We start from the raw sequence: 15,081 nt of genomic DNA, 5'->3' as shown, positions 1-15,081 counted from the left end.
CCTCATCAGTCGGCAAGAAAGAATAAACTGTCGCCATCCTATTGCGGATGTTATTGCCGATAAATAGACTGAAAATATCTTCTTAAGAGACATAAGGTTTATAATCGATGGACAGCCTCACCTCGCTGACGTCCTTTGTCCGCACCGCCGAAACGCTAAGCTTTGTTCAGGCCGCCAGGCTGCTGGGCATATCTGCCTCGGCGGTGGGTAAGAATGTCGCCCGGCTTGAGCATAAACTGGGGATCCGGCTGTTCAACCGCAGCACCAGAAACGTCAGCCTGACGGCGGAGGGGGCCGCATTTCTGACCCGCTGTCAGAGTATCCTGGAGCAGATCCAGGAGGCCGAGTCAGAGCTGACCAGCAGTCTCTCACAGCCCACCGGCAAACTGAGGATTTCACTGCCCGTCATTGGCTACCGCCTGTTGCTCCCCGCCCTCACCGCCTTTAGCCGTCTTTATCCGCAGGTTGAACTGGATCTCGACTTTAGCGACCGGCTGGTCAATCTGATCGATGAGGGAGTTGATGTCGCTATCCGCAGCGGTGAATTAGCGGACTCCCGCTTGATCGCCAGAAAGCTGGGAGGTTTTCGTTTTGTGCTCTGCGCCAGTCCGACCTATCTGGCGGAATACGGCGTTCCCGGCTCACCAGCGGAATTGGCGGCACACAAGTGCATTTTTTTCCGCTTCCCCGCGACGGGGCTGATCCAGCCCTGGGAACTGCGCGGTATGCGACTGACGGGAGATTTCAGGGCCGCTGCCGTGATGACGGTCAATAACATTGAGGCCGCCATTCGCTTAAGCGCGGCGGGGATGGGCATCGCTTATGTGCCTGATTTTGTCGTGCGCGAGGCCATGGATGAGGGACAACTGCAGGAGGTGTTGCCCGGCTGTTGCGTCAAGGATGGGCATTTCTCGGTCCTGTGGCCCGCCAGCCGCTACCTGTCACCAAGAATACGCTGTTTTATCGATTTTATGGCTGCGGCAGAGATACCCTTGTCACCCGCATCGGCAAGCCCTACCACCTGAAAAGCTTAGCGCCGGATATCCTGCCGCCCGGCCAGCGAAAGCCGGCGGCAGGTATACCACGCAAGGGAGCATCTTACCCTTTGGCAAAATTGGCCTGGATCCGCTGCTGCAGATAATCCTCGGCGCTGATGGGCGGGTACTTCCTCTGCGGCCCGAGGATCTCGACATCTTTATTGGCCTGGCAGAAAAACGCCAGGCTGTAGCGCGGCCCCTGATATTCATGAGGCAGCGGATTTCTCACCCGATGGAAGTTAGACGGCAGCTGGTCGTCGCTCCAGCGCATCAGCATATCGCCGATATTGCAGGTGATCACCTCCTCGCGCGGCTCAATGCTGGTCCACTGCTGGCTTTCGCGGTCTTTACCGGGACAAACCTGCAGGCCGCCCTGGCCGGGGCGCTGGAACAGCAGCGTCAGACAGTCAAAATCGGTGTGCGCGCCGGCCCGCCACATCCCCTGCTGCGACTGCTCGGTTGCATAGTAATGCAGCATGCGCAAGGTGCTCTGATAGGTGTCACGCTGCGGATCGTGCGCGGTGGTAAAAAACGATTCCGGAAAACCGAGCTTCAAAGCAAAGCAGGAGAGGATCTTCATCCCCAGCTGCCAGCACTGCGATTCAAACCCGAGCATCGTCTGCTGGAATGCTGGCAACTCCCGATCGCTGGGCCAGCGCCCGGCCATCAGAGGCCGGGTTATCTGATACGACTCTTTTTGATCCGGCGTGCGGGTCGACGGCCGAACCTGCGCTTTGCTTTCCCAGCCGGCGTTACCGGCCAGCGGATACTGGCGCTTCACCTCGTCGGGCAGGTCGAAAAACGCCTCGGTCATGCTGAACGCCTGGCGGATATCCGCCAGCGGAATACCGTGATGGCTGACCTGGAAGAAGCCAATCTCCACCGCCGCCTCCCACAGTTGTTCGGCAATGTCATTTTTTCTTGCGGCAAAGTTCGACAGGTCGATACAGCGCACTTCGCGGGCGAAGGTCTCTTCGCCCTCGGCGCCCATCAGCGCCTCTTTTTCCAGTTCCTGTAAGGCGTAGCGTTGATTCTGGGTGGTTGCGTTCATCGTCATTATCCTGTTATCAGTTACACAGCGGCGCGCTGTTGGAGGGTACGGACGGCCGCCAGCGCGTCGTGACGCATCGCGTCAAGGTCGAGACCGGGAATGGCGTCGTCTTCCACGATGGGGCGGCCATTCAGCAGTAGCGCCTTCAGCGCGGCGCGCCCACCGCAGGCCACCGGCCCAATGGCCATATCGTGCAGGCCGAAGTAGCGCGGATCGTCCAGCCGGTAAATGGCAAGGTCCGCCTGCATGCCGACCTGCAGGGTGCCGCTCTGCGCTAAGCCGAGGATCTGCGCCCCTCCGGCGCTGCCCCAGCGCACTACATCCTCCACCGTGGCCGCATCGGCCCCACCCTCAAAGGTGCCCCCGGCGTAGCGCGGCTGCGCCAGCATCCCCTTGCGCGCGCGCTGCAGCAGCCATGCGGCATGGGCTTCGCTTTGCATATCCGCCGCTTCATTCGAGGCGGCGCCGTCCACCCCCAGCGAGACCGGGACCCCGGCCTGCTCTAACGCCAGCAGATCGGCGATGCCGCTGCCCAGCCGGCCGTTGCTTTGCGGGCAGTGGGCGATGCCGGTTCCGGTACGGCCCAGCAGGGCAATCTCCTCCGGCAGCAGCTTCACCAGATGGGCAAACCACACGTCATTTCCCAGCCAGTCGTGTTCCGCGCAGAACTGCACCGGCGTCATGGCGAATTTCTGCCGCGCGGCGTCGAGATAATCGACGGTTTCCGATAAATGGCTGTGCAACCGGATCCCCAGCTGGCGGGCCAGCTTCGCCATCTCCCGCAGCTGGGCGCCCGGCGCGGAGTGCAGGACGGTAGTGGGCGCCATCACCACCCGGCGCAGAGACTCGGGCCGGGGGTCGTGATAGCGGCTGACCAGCCGTTCGACATCCGCCATATAGCCGTCGAAGGTTTCCGGACGCAGCGCCACCGGCAGATCCTGTTCCACCGCCCGGCCCTGGGTCGCCCCACCCCGGCACAGGACGATGCGCATCCCCAGCGCTTCCCCTTCGCTGAAGACAATCTCCGAGGTATCGAAAGGCATATCCGGCCAGTACAGGTAGTTGTGATCCGCCACGCTGGCGCAGCCCGAGCGCAGAAGCTCCACCAGGCCAATGCGCACCGCCAGACGAAAGGTATGTTCATCGAAAGCCGCGCGAAAGCGGTACGGCGTGGCGCTCAGCCAGGCCGTCAGGCTCTGGTTCAGCCCCTGCGGCTCGCCCTTCAGCAGCGACTGAAAAAGATGGTGGTGCGTGTTCACCCACGCCGGATAGATCACGCAGTCGCGGGCATCGATCTGTCGCTCTTCCGGCAGCGGCGTCAGGCTGCCGATGGCGGCAATCCTGCCGTCGCGGATGCGAATATCCGGCCCGGCCAGCCGCGCCGCCTCTCCGGGCAGACCGCTGAGGATGGCATGGGCATTTTTAATAATTAATGACATGGCGTCGCTCCTCAGGGTTTAACCTGCATGGCCTGAACAAATTCGGTGGTGTAGGCCTGTTTCCAGTCGGTGGCCGCCGCCAGCAGACCGGCGCTGACCATAAAGTCGCGGGTCTTCTGCCAGCGCGCGTCGGTCATCGTCCCCCAGCCCTGGCTGGCGGCATCCCCGCCGTCGATCAGGTGATGCTCACGGATCTGGGTCACGCCCCAGGCGAGCAGATCGTCGGTCATTTTCGGGTTGTCCTGCTTAATCAACGCATTGCCCGGCTCCGGATCCTTGAGATAGCTCACCCAGCCCTCCATTGAGGCGCGGACAAACTTCGCCATCGCCGCTTTACGCTCGGCGATGGTATCCGGGCGGGCGATAAGGATGCCGCCGTAGGGGGGATAGCCGTGTTCGGAAAAGAGGAAGAAGTTCGCCTTCACTCCGGCCTTCTGCACCTGGAACACCTCGGAGCTGACATAGGCCTGCTGGGCGACAGCGTCATCGACGACAAAGGGTTGAATATTGAAGGTATAGGGGCGAACCTGCGCGTCGCTCAGCTGGTATTGCGCCTTCAGCCACGGCCACCACGTCGCCTGACCGGAGCTGGAGACCAGCAGGGTTTTGTCTTTCAGCCCCTGCAGAGAGGTGACATCGGCATGGGTCAGCAGCCCCTGGGGATCGTACTGAAAGGGCGCGGCAATGGCCTTTGCCTGGAAGCCGCGCTGAATGCCTTCCTGCAGCTGCAGGTCGTAACCGATGATCACATCGGCCCGCTTCGACAACAGCAACTGCATGCCGTTGACCTGCGGTCCACCGGAGCGGATCTCGACGTCGAGACCATATTTTTTGTACAGCCCGGTGGCCTGAGCCTGATAATAACCCCCCTGCTCCGCCTGGGCGTACCAGGAGGTCAGCAGAACGATTTTCTCCTCGGCCTGAACGGCCAGCGAGACACCGCCGAGGGCCATCAGGCCCAGCCAGCGTATGCCCCGGGGAAGGCGTGCGCCTGTTTTCATATCCCTCTCCTCTTTACGCCGGGAGGGGGAGCGAGCGAATGTGGCTCAGCCTCCCATCCCGGTCAACATTGAACCGCGACATGGTGACTGAGCAATGTCCCGTATGGATAACCCGTACTGACCGCTTCTACTCACACTCAGCTATACAAAAACAATGCCAGATTTAAACGCCTGCGAGCGGCCGCGAGAAATCGCCTGCGCCGCCCCCCTTGGGCATGCAACCTTTGATTCATGCCCACAAGAAACGCACCATAATGGTGCGCTAATGAATGATTTTAGTGCCTGCCCGACATTTCACAGTTGGCTGAAGAGCATCTCCAGCTGGTTCAGCATCATCGAGGCGGCAAGGGAAAGCTGGCGGGCGGGCGAGACGCACAGCGCCAGGGTGAAAGGCTTAAGCTGCGGATCGGTTAGCGGCACAAACGCCAGCTGGCCGGACTCAATTTCATCGAGAATATCCAGCCGGCACAGGATGCCGATGCCCATCTGCTCTTTGATCAGGGTGCGGATCATGTGAATGTTATTCGATACCGCCACCTCCTTTACCTCGTTGCCGCTGATGTTCACCAGCGCCTCCACCGGCTCGCTGATCATCAATGGGGCGGACGGCAGGATAAAGGGGTAGTCGAGGCACTGACTAAAGCGCACCGCGCTGCGGCTGGCCAGCGGATGGCCGGTGGGCACCACAATCCCCATATTCATCTCGGCAAACGCCCGGACCTGCAGTTCACGAGAGGTCTGGGGATTGAGCATGATGCCGAAATCCGCCTCGCCGGAGATCAGCGCCTGCTGGATGTGGATATTGTTGATGGTGGTCAATGTAAAAGAGATGTTGGGATAATGTTTATGCACCTCTTTGAGCATCGTCGAAAAGAAATGCCGGTTAATGGCATCGATGGTGGCGATGCGCACATGCCCCCGCCGCAGCCCGCGCAGATCGTCCAGCTGCTCGCAGACCCGGGTAAAGTCCTTTTTCCAGTTATTGGCCGCGTGCAGGAGCAGCTCCCCGGCGGCGGTCAGCCGCAGCCCGGTGGGATGGCGCTCGAAGAGCGGCATCGCCAGCTCCTGTTCCACGCGCAAAATCTGACGGTCGATGGAAGACGCCGACACATGCAGCGCCTCTGACGCTTTACGAAACGATCCCTGACGGGCCACTTCGGTGAAATAGAGCAGAAATCGGGAGAAGGCAAACATCGTTTGGGTGCTCTCTTTTTTGCAACGGGTTGTGCGAATCAAAGCTCTGGACGCAACAGTTTTATCACAATACCGTAGCATTCATAGCGGAGAAACGATCGTTTCACCCATTTTCTTGCACGCCGGACAGTTCACCGCGAAGGGGAGTTATCTCTTCGCCGACCCTGGCCGCCCTGCAGACAGCGGAATGAGGGAGAGTAAACGGTAATGCACAGCCACGATCTTATTTCGGTCTCGGTCGGGGAAATACGCCCCAACGGACAGGGAAACCTATCCATAATTTTGCAGGCGGCGGCCGGGGAAATATTACCGGCCTACTCCGCCGGGGCGCATATCGATATTATTATTCCCGGCGTCGGTCCGCGGCAGTATTCCCTGTGCGGCACGCCTGACCGCAGTAATACTTATGAAATTTGCGTCAGGCTGACTGATGCTTCCACCGGCGGCTCACGCTATTTGCACCAGCAGCTCAAATCCGGCGATCGGCTCGCCATTTCGCCGCCGCGCAACCATTTTCCCCTGCCGCAGGCCGGGCGCTACCTGCTGTTTGCCGGCGGTATCGGCATCACGCCTTTGCTGGCGATGGCTGAAGCGATTGCCGCCAGAAAGGGGGCGCTGGAGCTGCATTATTATGTCGCCAGTTCGCGCCAGACGGCCTTCTCCCCGCGCCTGAACCAGCTGACTGCGAACGGCACGGTGGCCATTCACTGCAGCGAGGAAGGCGCGTCGCTTCGCCAGCGGGTCCCCGAATGCTTAACTGTGCCCCACCCTGATACCGCAGTAATAGCCTGCGGCCCGGAGGGTTTTATTCAGAGACTGCGGTCGGTCGTGGAGGAATATCGCTGGTCGCCGTCGCAGTTCGTATTCGAGCGTTTTACTCCCGCGGCGGAAAATAATACTGCGGCGAAAAATGCGTTTTATATTGAGCTGGCCTCCAGCGGGCAGCGCCTGCAGGTCGCCGCGGATCAAACCATTGCTCAGGTATTACAGCACGCCGGGGTGGAGGTAATGCTCTCCTGCGAACAGGGAATGTGCGGCTCCTGTATTACCGGGGTCCTCGACGGGATCCCCGAGCACCGGGACAGCGTGCTGACGGCGGAAGAGAAAGCTGGCAACGACCAGATCACGCTCTGCTGTTCGCGGGCGAAATCGCCGGGTCTGGTTTTGGATCTGTGAGGAGACTGACGATGACGTTCCCCTCCTCTTGCGCGCCGCTCGTCGGGATCAGCCGCGCCCGACTCCCGGCCTGGGCGCTGCCCGACGGCTGGCCGACGCGGGCCAACGGTGAGCCGCTGCTGGCGGACCTGGCCCTTCGCGACGGCCGGATTGCCGCACTGACCCCAACCGACCAGCCGACTCCCGGCCTGTGGGACCTGGCGGGAGCCCTGACGCTCCCCGGCCTGGTGGAACCCCATGCCCATCTGGACAAGACCTTTACCATTGAACGCTGCCGTCCGGCGCAGGCCGGGCTGCTGGCGGCAATCCACGCCATGCACGAGGATCGCCGACACTGGACCAGGGCGGATATTCAACGTCGGGCGTCCGCCGCGCTGGCCCGGGCGGCAGCGAATGGCGTGACCCATTTGCGCAGCCATGTCGACTGGTTTACCGCCGACGCGCCGGACGCCTGGCAGGAGATCGCCCGCCTCGATACCGGCGGCATCACCCTGGAGCGGGTGGCGCTGGTCCCGCTGCCCCTGTTTCGCGAGCCGGCGCAAGCGGAGGCCATTGCCCGGACGGTCGCCAACAGCGGAGAGCGCTGCCTGCTGGGCGGCTTCATCCACTCCTCCAACTGGGACGCCACCGCCATGGAAAATCTGCTGTGCAGCGCGGCCCGCTGGGATCTGGATCTGGATTTGCATATCGATGAGGAGCTCAGCGAAGTATCTCAGGGGCTGACCTGGCTGGCGGATCACCTCTCCCGCCACCCTTTTCCCGGACATATCTGCTGCAGCCACGGCTGCGCACTGGCCGCCGGCAGCGACGAACAGGCGGCGCCGATCCTGCGCCAGCTGGCGGCGCACGGCGTCACCCTTATCGCTCTGCCGATGACCAACCTGCTGCTGCAGGATGCGACGTTCGGCCGCACGCCGCGCCAGCGGGGGATCACTCTGCTGCACGAGGCGCAGGCCGCCGGCGTGGCCACCCTGCTCGGCTGCGACAACGTGCAGGATGCCTTCTGCCCGGCGGGGAGCTATGACCCGCTGGACACCCTGGCCTGCGGTCTGTTCAGCGCTCAGCTCAGCGACCTGTTCGACCGGCAGTCGCGGCTGATCTGCGATCGCGCGGCGCTAACCGGTTCGCCGGCAGACGCGGCGCCCTTTGCCGTCGGGGCGGCGGCCAGCGTGGTGATTTTCCCGGGTAGCGACCGTTTTACCTGGCCTTTAAACAGCGCCGCCCGTCTGGTGGTTAACCACGGCAGGTTAACCCACCGGCGCGTGTGGCAGGAGGAGATGGCACATGAGTCTTGAAGCAGGCGCCGGGGCGCCGCTGGCGCGGTATGCCGCCTGGCGCAGAGCCGGCGATTTTATCTTTCTCTCCGGCATTATTCCGGTCAATCCCCTGACCGGCACCATCGTCAACGGCTTTCAGGATGTGCCTGAGCCGGTGCGGGAGCTGCTGGGGGCGACCGGCGAATTTTCAACCGATGCGAAACAGGGCCCGATCCTCACCCAGAGCTGGTACGTCCTGGAGAGCATCCGCCGCACCGTGGCGTCCGCAGGAGGGCAGATGAGCGACGTTATCAAACTGGTGCAGTACTTTCGCAACCTTGACCATTTTCCCTATTACAGCCGGGTCAGGAAGCTGTTTTACCCCGACCAGCCGCCCGTTTCCACCGTGGTGCAGGTCAGCGAAATGCTGCCCGACGCCACGGTACTGATTGAAGTCGAAGCGACCGTCTGGTTACCCCCGTCATTTAACTCCGAGGCACCGCGATGATTAACGGTTACATTCCTGCCGCGCGCTTTCTTCCTTTTCTGAGCTGGACGGACGTGGCCGCCCTGCCGGATAAAAGCAATACGGTTATCGTCCTCCCCACCGGGGCGATCGAACAGCACGGCCCGCATCTGCCCTGCTCGGTGGACAGCGTGATATCTTCCGGCGTGGCGGGCCATGCCCTCGCCAGGCTGCCGGCGACGATCCCGGCCTACGCCATTCCGCCGATCGTCTACGGTAAGTCCGAGGAGCATCTGCATTTTCCCGGCACCCTGACCCTTAGCGGCGATACGCTGCTGCATACCCTGCTGGAGATCGCCGAATCTCTCTATCGGGCCGGTTTTCGCAAGCTGCTGATGATCAACGGCCACGGCGGCCAGCCGCAGATCCTGCAGATCGCCTGCCGGGAAATGCGCCTGCGCCACGGGGATTTCATCGCCATCCCCCACGACGTGTTCAACGTGCCCAACTGCGAAAAACAGTTTCTCAGCCCGCATGAACAGCGGATGGCGATGCACGCCGGGCATAGCGAAACGGCGCTGATGCTGGCGCTGGCGCCGGAGTGCGTCCATATGGAACGGGCCGTCGCTAATTTCCCCCCGGAATTCCCCTGCCCAACCCTGTCGAAAGGCCGTCCGGCGGCGGCGTGGGCGTCGTATGACTTTGGCCCCAGCGGGGTGATTGGCGACCCGACCCCGGCGACGCGGGAGCAAGGCGAAGGGCTGCTCGACTCCCTCGCCGCCAGCTGGGCGCAGGCGATCATCGAGATCCACCGCATGGCCTGGGTCGAACGTCGCGAACCGACCTGGGGCAAACAGCACTGGCACGGCTTTGTGCAGTCCCTACCACCTTCTTTCGCTGCTGAATCCAGGGAGCCCTGATGAATACCAGATTGACGCCCGTTTTTACCCTGCTGACCGTGGCCGCCCTCGCGACCTCAGCCTCCTGCTTCGCGGCGGAGAAGTTTACCTTTCTCACCAACTGGTATGCCCAGGCCGAACACGGCGGGTTTTACCAGGCCCAGGCCACCGGGCTGTATCAACACGCCGGTCTCGATGTCGAAATTAAAATGGGCGGCCCGCAGATCAACGTCATGCAGCTGATGGCGGCCGGTCAGGCGGACTGCACCCTTGGCGACAACGGTCAGGCGCTGGAGACCTGGCAGGCCGGGGTGCATGCGGTGACCGTCGCCACCGTGTTCCAGCACTCGCCGACGGTGTTTATCACTCATAACAAAGTGGAGAACCCGGCGGAGCTTAAAGACAAAACCTTCCTGCTCGCTACCGAGGCCTATACCTCTTTCTGGCCGTGGGCGAAAAGCGAGCTGGGTCTGGCTGGCAGCAAAGTGCGCCCCTATACCTTTAACGTTCAGCCGTTCCTCGCCGATAAAAACCTGGTGCAGCAGGGCTACGTGACCTCCGAGCCGTTCTCCGTCGCCAAAGGCGGGCAGCCGTTCTATGTCTATCCGCTCAGCGACTGGGGCTACCCGCCCTACGGCAACTCGATTATCTGTATGGCCGACACCATCCGCAAACGTCCGGCGGCGGTGGCGGCCTTCGTCAAAGCCTCCATGGAAGGCTGGAAAAGCTACCTGCAGGATCCCGCCCCCGGCAACAGCCTGATCGGTAAAGCAAATCCGCAAATGGGCGCCGAGCAGATCGCCTTTGGCATTGCCCAGATGAAGCAGTACCAGCTGGTGACCGGCGGCGATGCTAAGACCGGCGGCATCGGCATCATCACCGAGCCGCGGCTGAAGAAAACCTGGGACATGCTGGTGAAAAACAAACTGATCGACGCCAGCAAGGTGCCGTTTGAGCAGACTTACACCCTGGAGATGGTCAAAGACGCCGGAGTGATGCCATGAATACCGCCCCGAAACTGACCGTGATGAGCGATACCCGCTTTATACCCGCCGCTGCCACCCCGGCCATCGAGGTGCTGTCGGCGGAGAAAATCTACAGCAACGGCACCCGGGCGCTACTGCCCGTCAACCTGACCATCAATCAGGGGGAGTTTATTACCCTGCTCGGCCCGTCCGGCTGCGGTAAAAGCACCCTGCTGAAGATGGTCGCCGGCCTGGTGGAGCCCAGCGACGGCAAGCTGATGCTGTGGCGGCGCGACAGTCGGGAAAAGGCCCAGCATCCGCTGTCGTTCGTCTTCCAGGAAGCCACCCTGATGCCGTGGAGCAGCGTGCGCAATAACGTCAGGCTGCCGCTGGATCTGGCCGGCGTGCCGCGGGCGGAGGGCAATACCCGGGTGAATGAAGTCCTTGAGCTGGTGGGCCTCGGCAAGTTCGCCGACGTCCTGCCGCGCGAACTCTCCGGCGGCATGCAAATGCGCGTCTCCATCGCCCGCGGCCTGGTCACCCGACCAAAGCTGCTGCTGATGGATGAGCCCTTCGGCGCGCTGGATGAAATTACGCGTAACAAACTCGACAGCGACCTGCTGCGTCTCTGGCAGGAGCAGAACCTGACGGTAGTGTTCGTCACCCACTCGATCCACGAAGCGGTGTTTCTCTCCCAGCGGGTGATCATGATGGCGGCCCGTCCCGGACGGGTGGTCGAAGATGTCCCCATCCGCGAGCCGTTCCCGCGCAGCGAGGCGTTCCGCGTCAGCCCGGCCTTTTCCCTGTATGCCCGTCAGCTGCAGGACAGTCTGTTGCAGGCCAGCCAGTCTGGTATGGAGCCATAATATGAAAACCACAACCGCAACGCCGTGGATCCAGCATCCGCATTTTCTCAAAATTCTCTATCCGACCCTCGTCGCGGTGGCGGTGGTGCTCCTGTGGCAGGGCGCGGTGAGCTATTTCCGTATCCCGGCCTTTCTGGTGCCGTCGCCGCTGGTGATGCTGGAAAGCCTGTGGACGCATCTTACGCCGCTGCTGCTGGCGCTGCTGTTCACCCTCAAGATCACCCTGATCTCGTTTCTGCTGTCGATTGTCATCGGCGCCGCGGTGGCGTTTATCCTGGTGCAGAACCGCTTTGTGGAAACCGCCCTGTTTCCCTACATCGTGTTTTTGCAGGTGACGCCGATCGTCGCCATCGCCCCGCTGATCATCATCTGGGTGAAGGATGCCACGCTCTCGCTGGTGGTGTGCGCCACCCTGATGGCGGTGTTTCCCATCATCTCCAATACCACTCAGGGACTGCGCAGCGTCTCCCCCGGCCTGCTGAGCTATTTTCGCCTCAATCACGCCAGCCGCTGGCAAACGCTGGTGCGGCTGCGTATCCCCTCGGCGCTGCCCTATTTCTTCGGCGCGCTGCGTATTTCCAGTGGGCTGTCGCTGATTGGCGCGGTGGTGGCGGAGTTTGTCGCCGGGACCGGCGGGACCAATACCGGGCTGGCCTATCAGATCCTGCAGGCCGGCTACCAGCTGGATATCCCGCTGATGTTTGCCGCGCTGCTGCTGATATCTCTCGCCGGTATCGCGCTGTTTGGCGTGATGTCCTGGGTTTCGCGCCGGGCGCTCAGCGCCTGGCATGAAAGCGAAGCCGTGCAATCTCATTAATGTTCTGCTGACGAACAGGAAAAAGAATGATGACTGATGAACAGCGTCAACACGCGGTCGCGGCGATCCAGCAGGCACTCCCGGCGCTGGAGTGGACCTTACAGCCGGCGAAGATCAAACGGCTCTCCCGCGATTTTCACTGGTTCAGTCCGCTACTCACCGAGCAACTGGCGGGGAAACAGGCGGACGCGGTGGTTCGCCCGCGCGATGAAGAGGAGCTGCGCCAGCTGGTCTGCGCCTGCGCGCAGCACCAGCTGCCGCTGACCCTGCGCGGCAGCGCCACCGGCAACTACGGACAGCTGGTCCCCCTCGAAGGCGGGCTGCTGGTGGATATGACCGGGCTCAACCAGATCGTCGCCCTCGGCAACGGCACAGTGAGGGCCCAGGCCGGCATTCGCCTGGCGGACATCGAAACCGCCGCCCGCCCGACGGGCTGGGAGCTGCGCTGTATGCCATCGACCTATCGACTGGCGAGCCTGGGCGGTCTCTACGGCGGCGGGTTCGGCGGCATCGGCTCCATCAACTATGGGCCGCTGGCGGCGCCCGGCAATGTGCTCAGCGTCAAAGTGATGACCGTCGAGCCGGTCCCCCGCGTGCTGACCGTCCCGGCTCCCGAAGCGCTGCTGCTGCATCACGCCTACGGCACCAACGGCATTATCCTGGAGGTTGAGCTGGCGCTGGCGCCTGCGCACCAGTGGATTGAACGTCTGGACGTGTTTGACGATTTCGCCGATGCGCTGAACTATGCCAACGCCTGCGTCCGCTCGCCGGGGCTGGTGAAGCGCCAGGTGGCGCTGCTGGCCACGCCGATCGCTGACTATTTTAGCCACCTCAACGATCGTTACCGCGCCGGGCAGCATGCGGTTATCAGCCTGATCGCCGAGGAGAGCGAAGGACTCTGCGCCAGCCTGTTACCGCGCCATCGCGGGAGCAACGCCATCCGGCAGGCCAGCGAGGAGGCCCGGACGCGCAACGGCTCGTTAATGGAATACTGCTGGAACCACACCACCCTGCATGCGCTCAAGGTGGACAATACGCTGACCTATCTGCAGACGGCGTTTGATCCGCTGCGCTATCCGCAGCAAATTTTACAGATGGAGCAGCACTTCGCCGGGGAGGTGATGTCCCATATTGAATTCCTGCGCGATATCGAGGGCAATCTCACCGCCAGCGGTCTGCAGCTGGTGCGCTATACCACGCCCGAACGTCTTAACGCCATCATGCAGATATTTCGCGACAACGACGTCAAGATTAACAACCCCCACGTGCTGCAGGTTGAGGACGGCAAACAGGGCGTGATTCGTCCCGACGTCGTGGCGGTGAAACAGTCTCTCGACCCGGCGGGATTGCTTAACCCCGGCAAGCTGCGCGGCTGGGCGCTGCGCGACCAGCTGGAACTCGACAGCAACCCGCTGACGCGGGCCACCCGCGAAAGCCCCACGACCTGATGGTCCCCGGTCCGGTTGGGCGCTAACGGGTCGCTGGCCCGTTGCCGCCCAACCTCATCCTGCGCCGGACAGTCCCGCCATATGGACGATAAGGCCCACCGCGGCGGCGGCCAACGGCGCCAGCCACAGCAGTATCCCGGCGCTGGTGCTGTTCGCCCTGATGGAATGGGGCCACCAGCACGTGCTGCATAGCGCGTCGCCTATTGCATTGGTGGACAGCGCCAGCGGCGAGACCGTCCATCCGGGGTTCGTCACCGCCAGCGGCAGCGTGGCGAGCCCCAGCGCGCTACAGATCGTCAAAGCCGGTACCCATGCCGAAACCTGAAGAATGTATTCCTGGCACTGCTTGCCGGACGCGCGGCCTCGCCATTTTCGACCGGCCACAAAAGCTCTGGGATAGGATGAAATCTGGCTGGAAACGCGCCAGTGAAGAAAGGATATCGCCAGGCGGGCAGCAGCCCCCTGCTGCTCGCCTGACGTGTGAGTGGCGTTAATTCACCCGCGCAGGCAAGGTAATTTGCTGCAGGGCATTCGCCATATTAATCTGAATCAGCTCTTTAAGACCTTCGCGCTTAATAAACTGGCTCCGGTGCTTACTTTTCACCTCTTCAATACTCTTTTTGATCTCTTGCGCCGGCAGTTTATACCAGCCGCGAGCCTGTTTCTCACCGCCCATTTCCAGCCACAGCGATGAATAACTGGCTTTCACCAGATCGCTTTTCACGTGGTAATCAGAATCGATGGCGTAGACCGTGGAGATGTTGAAATATCGCAGCAAACCATACAGCACGCTCATGATGATATTTTTCGGCCGCGCGCCATGCAGCTCTTTAGTCAGCACCTTCACTTCGTCATTGGTGATATCTTTCCCGCCCTGGATGCCGCCGATATAAGCGCGGCCATCGTCGGTGCAGGAAAAACAGACGCTATAGACGCGCCGGTCGCCAAGAAACAGCTGCAGCATCAGTTCCCCTTCCTCCTGAAACGGCGAGGCCAGCAGCTTAACGTCAAGCTTATCGCCATTTTTCAAGGGAATAGAAAACATCTCGCGGCCAAAATCCGCGACATTGTAGAGCTGCGGCAGGACATCAGGGTGAAACGTTTTCTCGATGAAATTCAGTGAACCATGGGCAATATCCAGTTTGCGTCGTTTTGACAGCCGTTTATTGAGATACGCTTTAAACGGTTTATCCTCAAAAGGCACCAGTCCTTTGGTCACCGCGGTCAACCGCGCGCACTGATATTTCGCACAAAGTCCTTGATATTCTCTGTATTTACCTCCTGCGAGCGAGAGCTCTCTGCATTTTCGTAAAATTTTTTTATAGCTTATTTTGACCTGACCGATCACTTTATTATGTTTACGCCATTCTTTGATGGCGCCTGCAACAGTATGTTCCATTGATTAAGATCCATAGATTCATCCATAATCGCGGCCATATTAACATAAAAGCGTTTCGTCAACGCTT

General features: G+C 61.3%; 15 protein-coding genes. 10 read left to right on the top strand and 5 right to left on the bottom strand.

The window, feature by feature from the left end; translation table 11 throughout:
* The first annotated feature begins 107 nt into the window (after positions 1–107).
* On the top strand, positions 108–1,025 hold the full coding sequence (locus tag ACR809_RS11155) for a LysR family transcriptional regulator (RefSeq protein WP_122051256.1): 918 nt from the start codon (positions 108–110) through the stop codon (positions 1,023–1,025).
* 73 nt (positions 1,026–1,098) lie between these two features.
* On the opposite strand, the gene ACR809_RS11150 is transcribed toward ACR809_RS11155, so the two are convergent.
* The 4 genes from ACR809_RS11150 to ACR809_RS11135 all read right to left on the bottom strand — a co-directional run bounded on the left by ACR809_RS11150 (position 1,099) and on the right by ACR809_RS11135 (position 5,722).
* Complete coding sequence (locus ACR809_RS11150; RefSeq protein ID WP_004175808.1) at positions 1,099–2,088, bottom strand: isopenicillin N synthase family dioxygenase; 990 nt, start codon at positions 2,086–2,088, stop codon at positions 1,099–1,101.
* Positions 2,089–2,108: 20 nt separating this feature from the next.
* Entirely contained in the window at positions 2,109–3,527 is a 1,419-nt protein-coding gene (locus ACR809_RS11145) for an amidohydrolase family protein (RefSeq protein WP_064143145.1), read from the bottom strand.
* 11 nt (positions 3,528–3,538) lie between these two features.
* Entirely contained in the window at positions 3,539–4,528 is a 990-nt protein-coding gene (locus ACR809_RS11140) for an ABC transporter substrate-binding protein (protein WP_122051255.1), read from the bottom strand.
* Between the two features lie 294 nt (positions 4,529–4,822).
* Positions 4,823–5,722, bottom strand: coding sequence for a LysR family transcriptional regulator (locus ACR809_RS11135; protein WP_002908057.1), 900 nt, complete (start codon positions 5,720–5,722; stop codon positions 4,823–4,825).
* 207 nt (positions 5,723–5,929) lie between these two features.
* Here ACR809_RS11135 and ACR809_RS11130 point away from each other — a divergent pair, with 207 nt between their 5' ends.
* The 9 genes from ACR809_RS11130 to ACR809_RS11090 all read left to right on the top strand — a co-directional run bounded on the left by ACR809_RS11130 (position 5,930) and on the right by ACR809_RS11090 (position 13,940).
* On the top strand, positions 5,930–6,898 hold the full coding sequence (locus ACR809_RS11130; RefSeq protein WP_122051254.1) for a PDR/VanB family oxidoreductase: 969 nt from the start codon (positions 5,930–5,932) through the stop codon (positions 6,896–6,898).
* Between the two features lie 11 nt (positions 6,899–6,909).
* A complete protein-coding gene (locus tag ACR809_RS11125) occupies positions 6,910–8,193 on the top strand; it encodes an amidohydrolase family protein (RefSeq protein ID WP_122051253.1) in 1,284 nt (427 codons plus the stop codon).
* On the top strand, positions 8,183–8,662 hold the full coding sequence (locus tag ACR809_RS11120) for a RidA family protein (RefSeq protein ID WP_122051252.1): 480 nt from the start codon (positions 8,183–8,185) through the stop codon (positions 8,660–8,662). The genes ACR809_RS11125 and ACR809_RS11120 overlap by 11 nt, the downstream gene beginning before the upstream one ends.
* On the top strand, positions 8,659–9,540 hold the full coding sequence (locus ACR809_RS11115; protein ID WP_004151186.1) for a creatininase family protein: 882 nt from the start codon (positions 8,659–8,661) through the stop codon (positions 9,538–9,540). Before ACR809_RS11120 ends, ACR809_RS11115 begins: the two co-directional genes overlap by 4 nt.
* Positions 9,540–10,523 (top strand): ABC transporter substrate-binding protein, encoded by a 984-nt coding sequence (locus tag ACR809_RS11110; protein WP_115197649.1) that lies wholly within the window; start codon positions 9,540–9,542, stop codon positions 10,521–10,523. Before ACR809_RS11115 ends, ACR809_RS11110 begins: the two co-directional genes overlap by 1 nt.
* A complete protein-coding gene (locus ACR809_RS11105) occupies positions 10,520–11,350 on the top strand; it encodes an ABC transporter ATP-binding protein (RefSeq protein WP_122051251.1) in 831 nt (276 codons plus the stop codon). The genes ACR809_RS11110 and ACR809_RS11105 overlap by 4 nt, the downstream gene beginning before the upstream one ends.
* Position 11,351: 1 nt before the next feature.
* Positions 11,352–12,167 (top strand): ABC transporter permease, encoded by an 816-nt coding sequence (locus tag ACR809_RS11100; protein ID WP_122051250.1) that lies wholly within the window; start codon positions 11,352–11,354, stop codon positions 12,165–12,167.
* A gap of 26 nt (positions 12,168–12,193) precedes the next feature.
* Complete coding sequence (locus ACR809_RS11095) at positions 12,194–13,615, top strand: FAD-binding oxidoreductase (RefSeq protein WP_032411686.1); 1,422 nt, start codon at positions 12,194–12,196, stop codon at positions 13,613–13,615.
* A 79-nt stretch (positions 13,616–13,694) separates the two neighbouring features.
* The gene (locus ACR809_RS11090) at positions 13,695–13,940 is read left to right on the top strand and encodes a transcriptional regulator (RefSeq protein ID WP_122051249.1); all 246 of its coding nucleotides are present in this window, start codon (positions 13,695–13,697) and stop codon (positions 13,938–13,940) included.
* Between the two features lie 165 nt (positions 13,941–14,105).
* On the opposite strand, the gene ACR809_RS11085 is transcribed toward ACR809_RS11090, so the two are convergent.
* On the bottom strand, positions 14,106–15,014 hold the full coding sequence (locus tag ACR809_RS11085; protein WP_004180248.1) for a DUF535 family protein: 909 nt from the start codon (positions 15,012–15,014) through the stop codon (positions 14,106–14,108).
* Between the last annotated feature and the right edge of the window lie 67 nt (positions 15,015–15,081).

The organism is Klebsiella sp. CD33, assembly GCF_051992865.1.
GTDB classification, from domain to species: domain Bacteria; phylum Pseudomonadota; class Gammaproteobacteria; order Enterobacterales; family Enterobacteriaceae; genus Klebsiella; species Klebsiella pneumoniae.
The sequence above is the reverse complement of the archived record's forward strand: the minus strand, read 5'-3'. Positions and strand labels throughout refer to the sequence as shown.